Origin of the sequence: Nocardia sp. NPDC127579 (genome assembly GCF_042672005.1) — a bacterium.
Classification (GTDB): domain Bacteria; phylum Actinomycetota; class Actinomycetes; order Mycobacteriales; family Mycobacteriaceae; genus Nocardia.
Map to the genome: position 1 here is coordinate 229,266 of NZ_JBHXVZ010000005.1, position 15,049 is coordinate 244,314.

13 protein-coding genes are annotated in these 15,049 nt (G+C 69.0%); 9 read left to right on the plus strand and 4 right to left on the minus strand.

Annotated elements, in window-relative coordinates:
• On the plus strand, positions 1–1,425 hold the full coding sequence (locus tag ACFVMC_RS19170) for an FAD-dependent monooxygenase (RefSeq protein ID WP_379211949.1): 1,425 nt from the start codon (positions 1–3) through the stop codon (positions 1,423–1,425).
• Here ACFVMC_RS19170 and ACFVMC_RS19175 read toward each other — a convergent pair.
• Complete coding sequence (locus tag ACFVMC_RS19175) at positions 1,418–2,431, minus strand: heme o synthase (RefSeq protein ID WP_379211951.1); 1,014 nt, start codon at positions 2,429–2,431, stop codon at positions 1,418–1,420. The two genes, ACFVMC_RS19170 and ACFVMC_RS19175, sit on opposite strands and share 8 nt — an antisense overlap.
• A gap of 279 nt (positions 2,432–2,710) precedes the next feature.
• Between ACFVMC_RS19175 and tkt the strand changes: the two genes are divergently transcribed.
• The 8 genes from tkt (at position 2,711) to ACFVMC_RS19215 (ending at position 12,604) form a co-directional block, all read left to right on the plus strand.
• Positions 2,711–4,849 (plus strand): transketolase, encoded by a 2,139-nt coding sequence (gene tkt / locus ACFVMC_RS19180; RefSeq protein ID WP_379211953.1) that lies wholly within the window; start codon positions 2,711–2,713, stop codon positions 4,847–4,849.
• Positions 4,850–4,853: 4 nt separating this feature from the next.
• On the plus strand, positions 4,854–5,984 hold the full coding sequence (gene tal / locus ACFVMC_RS19185) for a transaldolase (RefSeq protein WP_379211955.1): 1,131 nt from the start codon (positions 4,854–4,856) through the stop codon (positions 5,982–5,984).
• 5 nt (positions 5,985–5,989) lie between these two features.
• Entirely contained in the window at positions 5,990–7,543 is a 1,554-nt protein-coding gene (zwf, locus tag ACFVMC_RS19190) for a glucose-6-phosphate dehydrogenase (RefSeq protein WP_379211957.1), read from the plus strand.
• Positions 7,540–8,448 (plus strand): glucose-6-phosphate dehydrogenase assembly protein OpcA, encoded by a 909-nt coding sequence (opcA, locus tag ACFVMC_RS19195; RefSeq protein ID WP_379212425.1) that lies wholly within the window; start codon positions 7,540–7,542, stop codon positions 8,446–8,448. The genes zwf and opcA overlap by 4 nt, the downstream gene beginning before the upstream one ends.
• Positions 8,441–9,184 (plus strand): 6-phosphogluconolactonase, encoded by a 744-nt coding sequence (pgl, locus tag ACFVMC_RS19200; RefSeq protein WP_379211959.1) that lies wholly within the window; start codon positions 8,441–8,443, stop codon positions 9,182–9,184. Before opcA ends, pgl begins: the two co-directional genes overlap by 8 nt.
• Before the next feature lie 60 nt (positions 9,185–9,244).
• Positions 9,245–9,379, plus strand: coding sequence for a hypothetical protein (locus ACFVMC_RS19205; protein WP_379211961.1), 135 nt, complete (start codon positions 9,245–9,247; stop codon positions 9,377–9,379).
• A gap of 352 nt (positions 9,380–9,731) precedes the next feature.
• Entirely contained in the window at positions 9,732–12,092 is a 2,361-nt protein-coding gene (locus ACFVMC_RS19210; RefSeq protein ID WP_379211962.1) for a thiamine pyrophosphate-dependent enzyme, read from the plus strand.
• A gap of 38 nt (positions 12,093–12,130) precedes the next feature.
• Positions 12,131–12,604, plus strand: coding sequence for a hypothetical protein (locus ACFVMC_RS19215; RefSeq protein ID WP_379211964.1), 474 nt, complete (start codon positions 12,131–12,133; stop codon positions 12,602–12,604).
• Positions 12,605–12,813: 209 nt separating this feature from the next.
• Here ACFVMC_RS19215 and ACFVMC_RS19220 read toward each other — a convergent pair whose 3' ends face one another.
• From ACFVMC_RS19220 to ACFVMC_RS19230, 3 genes are read right to left on the minus strand one after another with little or no spacing between them, the layout of a single operon-like run.
• Positions 12,814–13,359 (minus strand): hypothetical protein, encoded by a 546-nt coding sequence (locus ACFVMC_RS19220; RefSeq protein ID WP_379211965.1) that lies wholly within the window; start codon positions 13,357–13,359, stop codon positions 12,814–12,816.
• Positions 13,360–13,371: 12 nt separating this feature from the next.
• Complete coding sequence (locus ACFVMC_RS19225) at positions 13,372–13,971, minus strand: hypothetical protein (protein WP_379211966.1); 600 nt, start codon at positions 13,969–13,971, stop codon at positions 13,372–13,374.
• Positions 13,972–14,016: 45 nt separating this feature from the next.
• Complete coding sequence (locus ACFVMC_RS19230) at positions 14,017–15,042, minus strand: alpha/beta fold hydrolase (protein WP_379211967.1); 1,026 nt, start codon at positions 15,040–15,042, stop codon at positions 14,017–14,019.
• Positions 15,043–15,049: the final 7 nt, after the last annotated feature.

Genomic DNA, 15,049 nt, shown 5'->3' on the forward strand with positions numbered 1-15,049 from the left:
GTGCTCGCGCGCGAAGGCGTGTCGAACCTCGTACTCGTCGTCGGAGCCGGTCCCACCGGAACGACCCTGGCCTTGGAACTCGCCCGGCGCGGCCGGCCCGTGCGCCTCATCGATCAGGCCGACGACTTCTTCGCGGGCTCCCGCGGCGACGGCATCCAGCCCCGCACGCTGGAGGTATTCGACGAGCTCGGCGTACTGGACGCGGTGCTCGCGGCAGGCGGCCCGCCCCCGGTCATGCGCGCTCATCTCGGTGGCGAGTTCGTCGGGGAACGCCGGATGGCCGAACCGGTCGAACCCACGCCCGCAGTCCCCTACCCCAACCTGTGGGTGCTCGGACAGTCCCGAACCGAGGCGATTCTGCGCGATCGGCTCGCCGAGTTCGGCGTGCGCGTCGAACTCGGTACCACCCTGGCCGATTTCACCCAGGACACCGACGGCGTCACCGCGACCCTGGACAACGGCGAGATCGTCCGCGTCGCCTATCTGATCGGGGCCGACGGCGGCCGCAGCACGGTGCGCAGAACGCTCGGCATCCCGTTCGAGGGCAGCACCCACGGGTCGATCCGGATGCTGCTCGGCGACGTCCGGGCCGACCCGCTCGACCACGACCACGGCTACTGGTTCGCCGCCGACGCCGCACACCCGATGGCGGGAATCGCCCTGTCCCCCTTGCCCGGTGGCCGTCACTTCCAATTCGCGGCGCCGCTGGCCGCCGACCTCGAGCCGACCCTGGCCACCCTCCAGGCCCAGCTCGACCGCGCCGCCGCGCGCACCGATATCACGCTGACCGACCTGACCTGGTCGACCGTGTGGCGGCCGAATATCCGCCTGGCCCAGCGCTTCCGGGACGGGCGGGTGTTCCTCGCCGGCGACGCGGCGCACGTCCATCCGCCGACCGGCGGGCAGGGCCTCAACACCGGCATCCAGGACGCCTACAACCTGGGGTGGAAACTCGCCGCCGCGCTCGCGGGCGACGAATCATGGCTGGACAGTTACGAATCCGAGCGGCGCACGGTCGCCGCCCGGGTGCTCGGCATGAGCACCGAACTGCTGGACAAGCTCGTCGACGGCGCCGACGACGCAATGCGTCGCGGACCGGAAACCCGGCAGCTCGACCTCAGCTACCGCACCGGACACGGCGCGCTCGTCACCGGCGACCGCGCGCCGGACGCACCGCTGAAAGACGCGGCCGGACAACCGGTTCGCCTGTTCGACCTGTTCCGCGGACCGCACGCGACCCTGCTCTGCTTCGGCGAAACCGGTGCGCTGCCGGTCGAATCCGGTGTCGAGGCGTACGCGGTGCTGCGCCCGGGCGCGGGTTCGACCGGCCGTCATGTCATCGATGTCGACGGGCACGCGTACGCGGCATACCACGCGCAGGACGGCGATATCGTGCGGATTCGCCCCGACGGCTACCTCAGCTGAAGAAGCTGCCGATCGTGTCCCAGCCGAGCACGGAATCGACCGCGAGCCCGCAGAACACCACGGCCAGATAGTTGTTGGACTGTAGGAACAGCCGCAGCGGCTTGACCGATTCCCCGCGCCGCACACCGGCGTAGAGCTGGTGGGCCATGAGCAGGAACCAGGCGCCCGCGACCAGGGCGACGGCCGCGTAGATGACACCGGTCGCGGGCACCAGGGCCAGCGTGGTGAGCACCGTCAGCCAGGTGTAGATGACGATCTGCTTGGTGACCGTCTGCTCGGTGGCCACCACCGGCAGCATCGGCACCCCGGCCGCGCGGTAGTCCTCCTTGTAGCGCATGGCGAGCGCCCAGGTGTGCGGCGGCGTCCAGAAGAAGATGACACCGAACAGCGCGACCGCGGGCCAGCCGATCGAGCCGGTCACCGCGGACCAGCCGACCAGGGCGGGCATGCAGCCCGCCGCGCCGCCCCACACCACGTTCTGCGGGGTGCGGCGCTTGAGCCCGAGGGTGTAGACGAAGACGTAGAACAGGATCGTGGCGACCACGAGCGCGCCGCTGAGCAGGTTGGCCTGCCACCACAACCAGGCGAAGGAGGCCAGCCCGAGCACCACACCGAACACGAAGGCGTTGCGGGTGGGCACGGCGTCGCGGGCGAGCGGGCGCTTGGCGGTCCGCTTCATCACCTTGTCGATATCGGCGTCGGCGACACAGTTGAGCGTGTTGGCGCTGGCCGCGCCCATCCAGCCGCCGAACAGGGTGGCCAGGATGAGCCGGATGTCGACGGTGCCGCGCTCCGCGAGCAGCATGGTCGGAATGGTGGCGACCAGCAGCAGCTCGATCACGCGCGGTTTGGTCAGCGCGATGTAGGCGAGGGGGCGGCGCAGTAGTCGAGCGGCGAGCCCGTCGCCGGTGAGCCGGTCCGCGAGCGCGGTCGAGGAGCCGTGCGCGTCCGCGATATTGCCTGGTGCAGGAGCGGGATTGTCACCCGGCTGTTGCCCAATCCGCACTGTTTCTCCTCGCACGTTTGTGCATCGCATCCGGCCATGGAATTCGCAGCGCGCAACCCCAGCGGCGCGGCTACTACTACAGAGGATGGTAGACCCTCGCCGGTGGTGCACCTGCCCGCGCCCCCGGTCCGGGCCCGGGCGCGGCGGCGTCGCGACCGGTCGGTAGTCGTCCGTACCCGCCGGTAACCCGGGTTCCCGCCACCCCGGTCAACGGGCACATCTAGGGTGGTGGGGACACACTCCCCCGTCGACGAAACCAATGTCAGGAGAACCTCGGTCGTGTCAGTCACCGACATCCGCGCACTCACTCAGCCGAACTACCCGTCCGACTGGTCGGATCTGGACACCAAGGCCGTCGACACTGTGCGGGTGCTGGCCGCCGACGCCGTCCAGAACGCCGGAAACGGCCACCCGGGCACCGCCATGAGCCTGGCGCCGCTGGCGTACTCGCTCTACCAGCGTGTCATGCGCCACGATCCGAGCGACCCGAGCTGGGTCGGCCGCGACCGCTTCGTGCTGTCGTGTGGTCACTCCAGCGTCACCCAGTACATCCAGCTGTACCTGGCCGGTTTCGGCCTGGAGCTGAATGATCTTCAGACGCTGCGCAAATGGGGTTCGCTGACCCCGGGTCACCCGGAGTTCCGGCACACCGACGGCGTCGAGATCACCACCGGCCCGCTGGGGCAGGGCCTGGCCTCCGCGGTCGGTATGGCGATGGCGGCGCGGCGCGAGCGCGGCCTGTTCGATCCGGCCGCCGCGCCCGGCGCGAGCCCGTTCGATCACTTCATCTACGTCGTCGCCTCCGACGGCGACCTCGAGGAGGGCGTCACCTCCGAGGCGTCCTCGCTGGCGGGCACCCAGCAGCTGGGCAACCTGGTCGTCATCTACGACGACAACCGGATCTCCATCGAGGACGACACCACCATCGCCTTCACCGAGGATGTGGCCGCGCGCTACGCCGCCTACGGCTGGCACGTGCAGATCGTCGAGGGCGGCGAGGACGTCGTCGCGATCGAGGCGGCGCTGGCGGCGGCCAAGGCCGAGACCGGCAAGCCCTCGATCATCGTGCTGCGCACCGTCATCGGCTACCCGGCCCCGAACAAGATGAACACCGGCGCCGCGCACGGCGCCGCCCTGGGCGCCGACGAGGTGGCCGCCACCAAGAAGATCCTCGGCTTCGATCCCGACAAGAACTTCGACGTGGCGCCCGAGGTCATCGCGCACACCCGCGAGGCGGTCGAGCGCGGCCGGCAGGCGCACCGCGACTGGCAGCAGCAGTTCGACGCGTGGGCCGCGGCCAACCCGGAGAACAAGGACCTGTTCGACCGGCTCGCCACCCGCGCACTGCCCAAGGGCTGGGCCGAGAGCCTGCCCACCTACGACGCGGACCCGAAGGGCATGGCCACCCGCAAGGCGTCCGGCAAGGTGCTCGCCGCGCTCGCGCCGATCCTGCCGGAGCTGTGGGGCGGCTCGGCCGACCTGGCCGAATCCAACAACACCACCATGCCGGACAGCCCGAGCTTCGGCCCGGAGTCCATCTCGACCGGCATGTGGAAGGCGAACCCGTACGGCCGCACCCTGCACTTCGGTGTACGTGAGCACGCCATGGGCGCGATTCTGAACGGCATCGCCCTGCACGGCCCGACCCGCCCGTACGGCGGCACCTTCCTGGTGTTCTCCGACTACATGCGCCCGGCCGTGCGCTTGGCCGCGCTGATGCGCGTGCCCGCCATCTACGTCTGGACCCACGACTCCATCGGTCTCGGCGAGGACGGCCCCACCCATCAGCCGATCGAGCATCTGGCCGCGCTGCGCGCCATCCCGGGCCTGAACGTGGTCCGCCCCGGCGACGCCAATGAGACCACCTACGCCTGGCGCACCATCCTGGAACGGGATTCGGCCGAGCACAGCTCGCACTTCTCGGTCTCCGAGCCGCCGCACCAGGACGGCCCGTCCGCGCTCGCGCTGACCCGCCAGGATCTGCCGATCCAGGAGGGCACCAGCTACGAGGGCGTCAAGAAGGGCGGCTACGTGCTGGCCGAGGCCTCGACCGGCACCCCGCAGGTGATCCTGATCGCCACCGGATCCGAGCTCCAGCTCGCGGTCGACGCCCGCACTACCCTGGAGGCGCAGGGCATCGGAACCCGCGTGGTCTCGATGCCGTGCGTGGAGTGGTTCGACGCGCAGGACAAGGCCTACCGCGACGAGGTGCTGCCACCCGCGGTCAAGGCGCGGGTTTCGGTCGAAGCCGGAATCGCGATGCCGTGGCACCGATTCGTCGGCGACGCGGGCGAGATCGTCTCGATCGAGCACTTCGGCGCCTCCGCCGATTTCAAGACCCTGTTCCGCGAGTTCGGCATCACCACCGACGCTGTCGTCGCTGCCGCGCAGCGCACGCTCGAGAACGTGAAGGGATAAGTACATGTCGCAGAACGAGAATCTCGCAGCCCTGTCCGCGGCCGGTGTCTCGGTCTGGCTCGACGATCTGTCCCGGGACCGCATCCAGTCCGGCAATCTGGCCGAGCTGATCAGCACCCGCGGCATCGTCGGCGTCACCACCAACCCGACCATCTTCCAGGGCGCGCTGAGCCAGGGCCATGCCTACGACAAGCAGGTGAAAGAGCTTGCCGCACAGGGCGCGGACGTGGATTCGGCCATCCGCACCATCACCACCGACGACGTGCGCGCCGCCTGTGATGTGCTCGCCGGGGTGTACGAGGCCACCGGCGGCGTCGACGGCCGGGTCTCCATCGAGGTCGACCCGCGCTTCGCCTTCGACGCGGAGAAGACCATCGCTCAGGCCGTCGACCTGTGGAAGACGGTCGACCGCCCGAACCTGTTCATCAAGATTCCCGCGACCGAGGCGGGCCTGCCCGCGATCAGCGCGGTGCTCGCCGAGGGCATCAGCGTCAACGTGACGCTGATCTTCTCGGTCGCCCGCTACCGCGCGGTCATGGGCTCCTACCTGGACGGCATCACCAAGGCCAAGGCCGCGGGCCACGATCCGGCAAAGATCCATTCCGTCGCGTCGTTCTTCGTGTCCCGGGTGGACACCGAGATCGACAAGCGGCTCGAGGCGATCGGCACCCCGGAGGCGCTGGCACTGCGCGGACAGGCCGGTGTCGCGAACGCCCGCTTGGCCTACGCCGAATACCAGGACGTGTTCGACGGTGGCGCGCACACCTCCACCTACAAGCACCTGGCCGCCGCGGGCGCCAACCGCCAGCGGCCGCTGTGGGCGTCGACGGGTGTGAAGAACCCGGACTACTCCGACACGCTGTACGTCACGGAGCTGGTCGCCTCGAACACGGTGAACACACTGCCGGAGAAGACGCTCGAGGCCTTCGCCGATCACGGTGAGACCCGCGGCGACACCATGAGCGGTACGGCCGAGGCGGCGCAGACCGTCTTCGATCAGCTCACCGCGGTCGGCATCGATCTCGCCGACGTGTTCGACGTGCTCGAGCGCGAGGGCGTGGACAAGTTCGAGAAGTCCTGGGAAGAGCTGCTCACCGCCACCGCCGCCGAACTGCGCGGCGCAGGGGGCAACTGACACCGATGGCGGGCACAGCTGAGGTCACCCGCAACCCGCTGCGTGACGAGCGGGACAAACGAGTTCCCCGGATCGCCGGCCCGTGCAGCATGGTGATCTTCGGGGTCACCGGCGATCTGTCTCGCAAGAAACTGATGCCCGCCATCTACGACCTGGCGAACCGGGGGCTGCTGCCCCCGGGTTTCGCGCTGGTCGGCTTCGCGCGGCGCGACTACGCGCAGGAGGATTTCGCGCAGGTCGTGCTCGACGCGGTGAAGGCGCACGCCCGCACGCCGTTCCGCCAGGAGGTCTGGGACCACCTGGCCGAAGGGTTCCGGTTCGTGCAGGGCACCTTCGACGACGACGCGGCCTTCGCCAAACTCGCCGAAACCCTGGGCCGGCTCGACAAGGAGCGCGGCACCGGCGGCAATCACGCCTTCTACCTGTCGATTCCGCCGGACATGTTCCCGGTGGTGCTCGACCAGCTCTGCGAACACGGGCTGGCCCAGGCCGAGAGTGGCGCCGACGGCCGCAAACCGTGGCGGCGCGTCGTGATCGAGAAGCCCTTCGGACACGATCTGAAGAGCGCGGTCGAATTGAACGCACTGGTCAACGGCGTGTTCCCCGAGGAGACGGTCTTCCGTATCGACCACTACCTCGGCAAGGAGACGGTGCAGAACCTGCTGGCACTGCGCTTCGCCAACCAGCTGTTCGACCCGATCTGGAACGCCAACTACGTCGACCACGTCCAGATCACCATGGCCGAGGACATCGGATTGGGCGGGCGCGCAGGCTATTACGACGGTATCGGCGCCGCCCGCGATGTCATCCAGAATCATCTGCTGCAACTGCTCGCGCTCACCGCCATGGAGGAGCCGATCAGTTTCCAGCCCAAGCAGTTGCAGACCGAGAAGATCAAGGTGCTCTCGGCGACGAAACTGGTGGAGCCGCTGGACGAGACCACCGCCCGCGGCCAGTACTCCGAGGGCTGGCAGGGCGGCGAGCACGTGGTCGGCCTGGCCGAAGAGGAAGGTTTCGACCCGCAGTCGCGCACCGAGACCTACGCCGCGATCACCCTCGAGGTCGATACCCGCCGCTGGGCCGGGGTGCCGTTCTATCTGCGTACCGGAAAACGACTGGGGCGCCGGGTCACCGAGATCGCCATCGTGTTCAAGCGCGCGCCGCATCTGCCGTTCGATCAGACCATGACCGAGGAACTCGGGCAGAACGCCCTGGTCATCCGGGTGCAGCCGGACGAGGGCATCACCATGCGGTTCGGTTCCAAGGTGCCGGGTTCGGGCATGGAGGTCCGCGACGTCAATATGGACTTCAGCTACGGCGAAGCCTTCACCGAGTCCTCCCCCGAGGCCTACGAGCGTCTCATCCTCGACGTGCTGCTCGGCGTGCCGTCGCTGTTCCCGGTGAACGAGGAGGTCGAATTGTCCTGGAGCATCCTCGATCCGGTGCTCGACCACTGGGCGGCGGGCGGCAAACCCGAAGCCTACGAGGCGGGCACCTGGGGTCCGGCCTCGGCCGATGAGATGCTGGAGCGCACCGGGCGTGAATGGCGGCGCCCGTGATCGTCGACATGCTCGACACCACCACCGGCGCGGTCACCAAACGCCTGGTGCAGTTGCGAGAGAGCAACGGTGTCATCACCATGGGCCGGGTGCTCACCCTCGTGGTGTGCACGCTCGACAGCTCCGAGGCGGAGGACGCGATCGATGCCGCCAACGACGCGAGCCGCGAACATCCCTGCCGCGTAGTCGTTCTCGCGCGCGGCGACCGGGAGGCACCGACCAAACTGGACGCGCAGATCCGGGTCGGCGGTGACGCGGGCGCGGCCGAGGTCATCGTGCTGCGGTTGCAGGGTGAGCTGATCAACCACGAATCCAGCGTGGTGATCCCGTTCCTGCTGCCCGACACCCCCGTGGTGGCGTGGTGGCCGCGGGGCGCGCCGGAGTTCCCGTCCAAGGATTCGGTCGGCCGGCTGGCGGCACGGCGGATCACCGACGCCACCTTCGCGCCGGACCCGCAGGCCACCATCAAGAAGCGCCTGGACTCCTACGCCGCCGGTGACACCGACCTGGCCTGGAGCCGGATCACCTACTGGCGGGCCCTGCTGGCCGCCGCGCTGGACGAGCCGCCGTTCGAACCGGTCGCCCGGGTGACGATTTCGGGTCTGCGCGACGAACCCGCGCTGGACATGCTGGCCGGCTGGCTGGCCGAACGGCTCGGCTGCCCGGTGCACCGCCGGACCGGGGAACTGCGGGTCGAACTGCATCGCGAGTCGACCTCCATCGCCATTCAGCGGCCGCAGCACGGGCGCACCGCCACGCTGACCCGCACCGGCGAACCCGATCAGCGGATCGCCTTGGCGCGCCGCGAGACTCGTGACTGTCTGGCCGAGGAACTGCGTCGGCTGGACGCCGACGAGATCTATGTCGAAGCGCTCGCCGGAATCGAGAAGGTGATCTATGACTGACCGCACTCCCGCCGACACCGTCGAGGTCCACGCCGACACCGAGGCGCTGGTCGGCGCGGCCGCTGTTCGTTTCGTCGAGGTCGTGGTGGCCGCGCAGGCGGCCCGTGGATCCGCGTCGGTGGTGCTGACCGGTGGTGGTACCGGCATCGGCCTGCTGGAGCGGGTCCGGAAGGCGCCGGGCACCATCGACTGGTCCGAGCTCGACATCTTCTGGGGCGATGAACGTTTCGTGCCCGCCGGGGATCCGGAACGCAACGAGCTCCAGGCCCGGCAGGCGCTGCTCGATCACGTCCCGGTCGATCCGGCGCGCGTCCACCCCGTCGCGGCTTCGGACGGCGAATACCCCGACCCGGTCGAAGCGGCCGCCGAGTACTCCGCGGCCGTGCACGCCCACCTGGCCGAACACGGCGCGTTCGACCTGCACCTGCTGGGCATGGGCGGCGAAGGCCACATCAATTCGCTGTTCCCCGACACCGACGCGGTCCGCGAAGCTCACGAACTCGTTGTCGCCGTGACGAACTCGCCGAAACCCCCACCGGTCCGCGTCACCCTGACCCTGCCCGCCATCCGCCGTGCGCGCCACGTCGTCCTGGTAGTCGGCGGCGCCGCCAAAGCCGAAGCCGTCGCCGCCGCCCTCGCCGACGCCGACCCCACCGACATCCCCGCCGCTGGTGCCCGGGGCACCGAGTCCACCACCTGGCTCCTCGACACCGAGGCCGCCACCAACCTGAGCTGATCAGCGACCATCCACGCCGACATCGGCCTCGAATCCGATGATTTGACTCTCATGAAGGTCATGACCGCCACAGAGGTTGCCCGCAACCTATCGGCGGTGCTCGACGAGGTGGAGCACGGCGAGACGATCACACCGCACTCGAAGGCTTCGGCGACGATATCGAAGCCGCCCGCGGATCCCTGGTCGACGGAGTGAGTGTCGAGTGGGGAGACGACTGATCCTCGATACCGGGGTCGTGATCGCCGCTGAGCGGCACAAAATCGATCTCACAGACATTCTCCGCTCCGATGACATGTAGTCATCGCGATGATCGACGCGTTCATCGCCGCGACGCCCATCGAGGATCACACTCATCGCTCGCTCACACGCTCGGCTGATGGCACACGCCCGGCATACCGGAGCTCCCCGTGGTGCACACGATTTGATCGTTGCCCGACTGTCGCTGGTAGCGGAAAGTTTTCGATCGGCGGGGCGGTTAGCGGGATTGTTTCGGTGGATCGCGGCCGAATTCGGGGACTTGGACGGTGTTGTCGGCGATGATCGCTGCATGGGTGAGCAGCGGATCGATCTGGATGGGCGGTTTCGGGCCGCGGTCGCGGGGATGGCGGCCGGGGGCGGGTCGACGGGCGGGTTCGGGGCGGGTGAGTTGCTCGAGGTGTTCGAATCGCAGGTCGCCAGTAGGCAGTTGGATTTGGCGGCGCGCAGGCTCGGGGGTGAGCGGCGTGGGTATTACAGCATCGGATCGTCGGGGCACGAGGGTAATGCGGGGGTCGCGGCGGCGCTGCGGGTGAGCGATCCGGCGCTGCTGCACTATCGGTCGGGGGCATTCTTCGTGCAGCGGTGCCGACGGGTGACGGAGCTGGATCCGATTCGGGACGTGCTGCTCGGGGTGGTCGCGGCGGCCGCGGATCCGATCTCCGGTGGCCGGCACAAGGTGTTCGGGAGCAAGCCGGCGAATATCGTGCCGATGACCTCGACCATCGCCTCGCAGCTGCCGCGCGCGGTCGGGTTGGCGTTCGCGCTGGAACGCGCCGCACAGCTGGGGATTTCGAGTGAGTGGCCCGCGGATTCGGTGGTGCTGTGCAGTTTCGGTGACGCCTCGGCCAATCATTCCACGGCGGTCGGGGCCATCAATGCCGCGATTCACACCGCGCGCCAAGGTGTTCCGATGCCGCTGCTGTTCGTGTGCGAAGACAACGGACTCGGAATCAGCGTCCCCACTCCCCCGGGCTGGATCGAACAGGCCTACGGCATCCGGCTCGGCCTCCAGTACTTCTACGCCGACGGATGCGACCTGATCGAGACGCTCACCACGGCTTCGGCTGCGGCGCAGTGGGTTCGGGAACACCGCAAACCCGCGTTCCTGCGTCTGCGCACGGTCCGGCTGCTCGGACACGCCGGATCCGATGTGGAATCGGCGTACCGCCGCCCCGCCGAGATCGCCGTCGATCTGGACCGCGACCCGGTCCTCGCGACCGCCCGTATCCTGGTCGCCGCGGGCGTAGCCGAACCCGCGGATCTGCTCGCCCGCTACGACAGGATCGCGCGGCAGGTCGCCGACACGGCCGAATCCGTGTGCCGCGAACCGAAATTGACCTCGGCCGCCGCCGTCCTCGAGCCGCTGGCGCCCACCCACTCCGAGGAGATCCGGCGCGATGTGCTCCGACTGATCGGCTCCGCGCCGCGCCCGGACCGCGCCGATGCGGCGGCCCTGGCGGGTACTCACGCCTCGGTCCCGACCACAACCGCGGCGGCCTCGCCGGTCCCGACCGGAACACCCGATGCCGGTGCTGCAACTACAAGGGCGGAAGTTCGCACTTCGCATCCACCCGCCGCCTCGGCAGAGCAGGCGTCGATCGACGACCACGGCACCGATCCGACGGTCCGGCACCGCGACTCCGGCACCCGGATGACCTTGGCACAGGCCGTCAATCACACCTTGGCGGACCTGCTGGCGCGCGATCCCCGCATCGTCGTGTTCGGTGAGGATGTCGGCCGCAAAGGCGGCGTGTACGGCGTCACCAAGGGATTGCAGAAGCGGTTCGGGGCGCGGCGCGTCTTCGATACGCTGCTCGACGAACAGAGTGTGCTCGGCACCGCGCTGGGGACGGGCCTGGCGGGTTTCGTGCCGATCCCGGAGATCCAGTATCTGGCCTACCTGCACAATGCGGCCGATCAGCTGCGCGGCGAGGCGGCCACGCTATCGTTCTTCTCGCAGGGCCGCTATCGCAATCCGATGGTGGTCCGGATCGCCGGGCTGGCCTATCAGAAGGGGTTCGGCGGGCATTTCCACAACGACAATTCCCTTGCGGCCCTGCGGGATATCCCCGGTGTGGTGCTGGCGGTGCCGTCCCGCGCCGATGACGCGGCCGCGCTGCTGCGCACCTGCGTATCCGCCGCGCGGGTCGATGGCAGGGTGTGCGTCCTCATCGAGCCGATCGCCCTGTACCACACCCGCGATCTGCAGCCCGGTGACGAGGCCTGGCTGGCGCCCCTAGCGGACGCGCACGTCGAACTGGGCAGCGCCCGATGCTACGGCGACGGCGCCGATCTCACGATCGTCACCTTCGGTAACGGTGTCCCGATGAGCCTGCGGGCGGCACACCGGCTGCACGAGCACGGTCACCGCGTCCGGGTGCTCGACCTGCGCTGGCTGTCGCCGCTGCCGGTGGACGACCTGCTCGAGCACGCCCGCGCCACCGGCCGGGTGCTGGTCGCCGACGAAACCCGCCGCAGCGGCGGTGTTTCCGAGGCGGTGTGCACCGCACTGCTCGACGCCGGTTTCGACGGCCGGATCGCGCGGGTCACCAGCGCCGACAGCTTCATACCGCTGGGTCCGGCCGCCGACACGGTGCTGCTCGACGAGTCGGCGATCGAAACCGCGGCGGGCAAACTGCTCGCCGAATAAGGTGGATCGACCACGACCCGCAGGGAAAGGACAGCCGCATGACCACGATGTCCACGCTCGGCGAAGTACGTCCCGAACATGAACCCGGCGCGGAACTGGTCCTGCTGCATTATCTGCGTTCGTTCCGCCTGCCGGTGCTGGACGTGTGGTCGGCGTGCACCGAGTACGGTCAGTTGAGTCGCTGGCTGGGCACGGTGTCCGGGAGTGCCGGCACCCGCTCCGTCGACCTGCTGGACGGCCCGGTGCCGGGGACCGTAACGGTGCGGATCGAACGGTGCGTCGCACCGCACGAGCTGGTTCTCGACCTGGATGGTTGCATCCTCGAAGCACGCCTCACCCAGGTCGGCGTACTGACCAACCTGGAACTGATCCGCCGCCACCTCTGCCCCACCGACGCACCCGATATCGGGCCCCGCTGGCAGTACCTGCTCGACCGGCTGACCGCCTACCTGTCGGGCGCGCCACTGCCCAGCTGGTCGGAATACCCCGCGTTGGCCGGCGAATACCGCTGACCGCGACACCGATTCCGAGCCGCACCGGCAGTACCGAGTTCGCCGCCCACCGATCGACCGCCCCGCTCCAGGCCCGCCCCCGGCGGCGAACCCGCTGACAGGGAGCCACACCGGCACCGCGTATCGGTCTTGTACTCTGCTGCTGCCGCCGAACCGGCCGGGGCACCGGCGCTAGTCGGTGAACAGTGCCGACAGAACCAGTTCACCGCCTACCGATCGGGGTGCTGCGCCGCCGAACCGGCCGGAGTGTCCGGCGCGGGCCGACGAGTACCGCAAGCGTCCAGCCACGCGCTCGTCGAGCGTGTGAGCGCCGACCACAGAGTCGCCGTGGGAAAGGCCAGGAGCAGGCTGAAGAAGGCGAATCCCGCCGGGCCGACGGTGACGCTGAGTGGCGCGCCGGGAGTGAGTACGACGGCGACCAGGTAGAGGCCGACCGCGTGTCCCGCCAGGGCGAATCCGGTGCCGATCACGATCAGTCCGCGGCCGAGCGGTGCCCGCGCGAACAGGCCGATCGCGCCGAGGAGTAGGAAGCCCGCGCCGATACCGAATGCGCCGGTGAGCCAGTCCAGGATTTCCCCGCGCTCCACCTCGTACGGTTTGGTGTTGGCCGACTCCATGGCGGCCATGAAGCTGCCGATAGCCATGGCGAGCGCACCGAGCAGTGCGAGCGTGGCCGCGGCGTACGCGGTGCGGCCGCTCGGCGCCGCGCGTCGGCGAATCGAATCATCCAGCTCAGCACCGGATTTCGTCGTCATGCGGCTACCCCCTCAGAAAAAGAATCCCGCGATGCCCCGCCCCGGTTCCGCCCGGGCCGCTCGCGCCCAGCCCACACAGGATTCTATGGCCTCCACGACATAGGGATCCAGGTCCACGTACTGCTCGGGAGTTGTCCGCGCCCACTGCTCCAGCAGCGTCGCGCAGGCCGCGGCGGACCACTCGCCGTAGCCGGGCCGGAACTCCGGGCGGGGCAGCGGCTCGGGCACCGAATCGTAGGCGAAGTCGGTGATCCGAGCCGCCAGGCCGAGTTCCTTCATTCCCGCGTCGACCTCTTCCAGCCAACCGCTGCGAAAGGGGCTGAACGCGTTGTTGTTCAGCCGCCGCCCATAGAACTCGCAGATCGACTTGTACGCGTAGCCGTATTGGTGGGCATAGGCGGCGTCGAACGGTCCGCCCGCGAGCACTGCCCGAACGGCGTCGTACTTCCGCGGCGCGCCGTCTGCGATCTCGCGGGCGAAGAACTCGTCGTCCTGGGCGAAGTCGGTTTCGAAGCGTCCGCCCATCATCCGGCGCAGCGTGTCGTCGTTCGACCCGATCGCGGACCGGACGGTGTCGAGGTCGACCAGATAGAGGCTCAGGCTGTAGCTCATGGCCTGAAGTTAGCCCGCACCCCGAATGGCCGGCTTATCGAAAGCTTATGAGCTGCTGCCGTTTCCGAGCAGGTCGCGCAGGTGCTCGAGCAGTAGCGCGTTCACCTCCTCGGCGCGTTCCAGCTGCACGAGATGCCCGGCGTCGGCGATCTCGGTGACCGCGCGCAGATCGGGGACCGTGGCGCGCAGGGTGCCGAGCGGATCGCGGCCGCTGAAGCCCTCCATGTCCGGGTCGCGGTCGCCGTAGAGGAAGTAGGCGGGCACGGTGACCTTCGCGTCGGCGTACTCGGCGGTGAGTTCCCAGTTGCGGTCCAGGGCGCGGTACCAGTTCAGGCCGCCGGTGAAGCCGGTGCGGTCGAATTCGGCGGCGAGCGTGTCGAGATCGGCGTCGGCGAGCCAGCGCCACGGCAGTGCGGGCGCCTGCGGAAGCACGTCGAGATAGCCGGTGCCCTCGGCCGGATGCTGCCAGGTGTCGAGATAGTGGTAGTCGGCGGAGAGCGAGTAGTAGACCCGCTGGAGGAAGCTGCGTGGATCGGCTGCCAGTTCGGCGTCGGCGACGCCTGGTTTCTGGAAGTAGTCCAAGTGCAGGAAGTGCCGCTGCGCGGCGCGCGCCCACAGCTCCGACGGCGCCTTGGGCGGCCGCGGCTGGATCGGGTTGTTCAGCACGATCAGTCCGCTGACCCGCTCGGGAGCGCGCCAGGCCAGCTCCCACACCAGTTGTGCGCCGAAATCCAGGCCGACGAACACTGCGCGTTCCGCGCCGAGGTCGTCGAGCAGGGCCAGGAGATCCCCGGCAACTGCGCGGTTGGTGTAGGCGTCGGGATCGTCGGCGACCTCGGTGCGACCGTATCCGCGCAGGTCGGGGGCGATGGCGCGATATCCGGCGGCCGCGACGGCGGGCAGCTGCCGGTGCCACATGTACCAGGTGTGCGGGAATCCATGGCAGAAGATCACCGGATGACCCTCGCCCTGTTCCGCGATATGTACCCGCGCGCCCTCGGTTTCCACGAACCTATGCGCCGGTCCCTGCACTGCCACCACACTGCCTCCATACCTAGAACGTGTTCTCATTTTCACG

Coding starts and splice junctions, on each gene's coding strand:
- tal (WP_379211955.1), top strand. CDS start 4,854: ATGTCGCAGAACGAGAATCTCGCAGCCCTGTCCGCGGCCGGTGTCTCG.
- zwf (WP_379211957.1), top strand. CDS start 5,990: ATGGCGGGCACAGCTGAGGTCACCCGCAACCCGCTGCGTGACGAGCGG.
- pgl (WP_379211959.1), top strand. CDS start 8,441: ATGACTGACCGCACTCCCGCCGACACCGTCGAGGTCCACGCCGACACC.
- ACFVMC_RS19205 (WP_379211961.1), top strand. CDS start 9,245: ATGACCGCCACAGAGGTTGCCCGCAACCTATCGGCGGTGCTCGACGAG.
- ACFVMC_RS19210 (WP_379211962.1), top strand. CDS start 9,732: ATGGGTGAGCAGCGGATCGATCTGGATGGGCGGTTTCGGGCCGCGGTC.
- ACFVMC_RS19215 (WP_379211964.1), top strand. CDS start 12,131: ATGACCACGATGTCCACGCTCGGCGAAGTACGTCCCGAACATGAACCC.
- ACFVMC_RS19220 (WP_379211965.1), bottom strand. CDS start 13,359: ATGACGACGAAATCCGGTGCTGAGCTGGATGATTCGATTCGCCGACGC.
- ACFVMC_RS19225 (WP_379211966.1), bottom strand. CDS start 13,971: ATGAGCTACAGCCTGAGCCTCTATCTGGTCGACCTCGACACCGTCCGG.
- ACFVMC_RS19230 (WP_379211967.1), bottom strand. CDS start 15,042: ATGAGAACACGTTCTAGGTATGGAGGCAGTGTGGTGGCAGTGCAGGGA.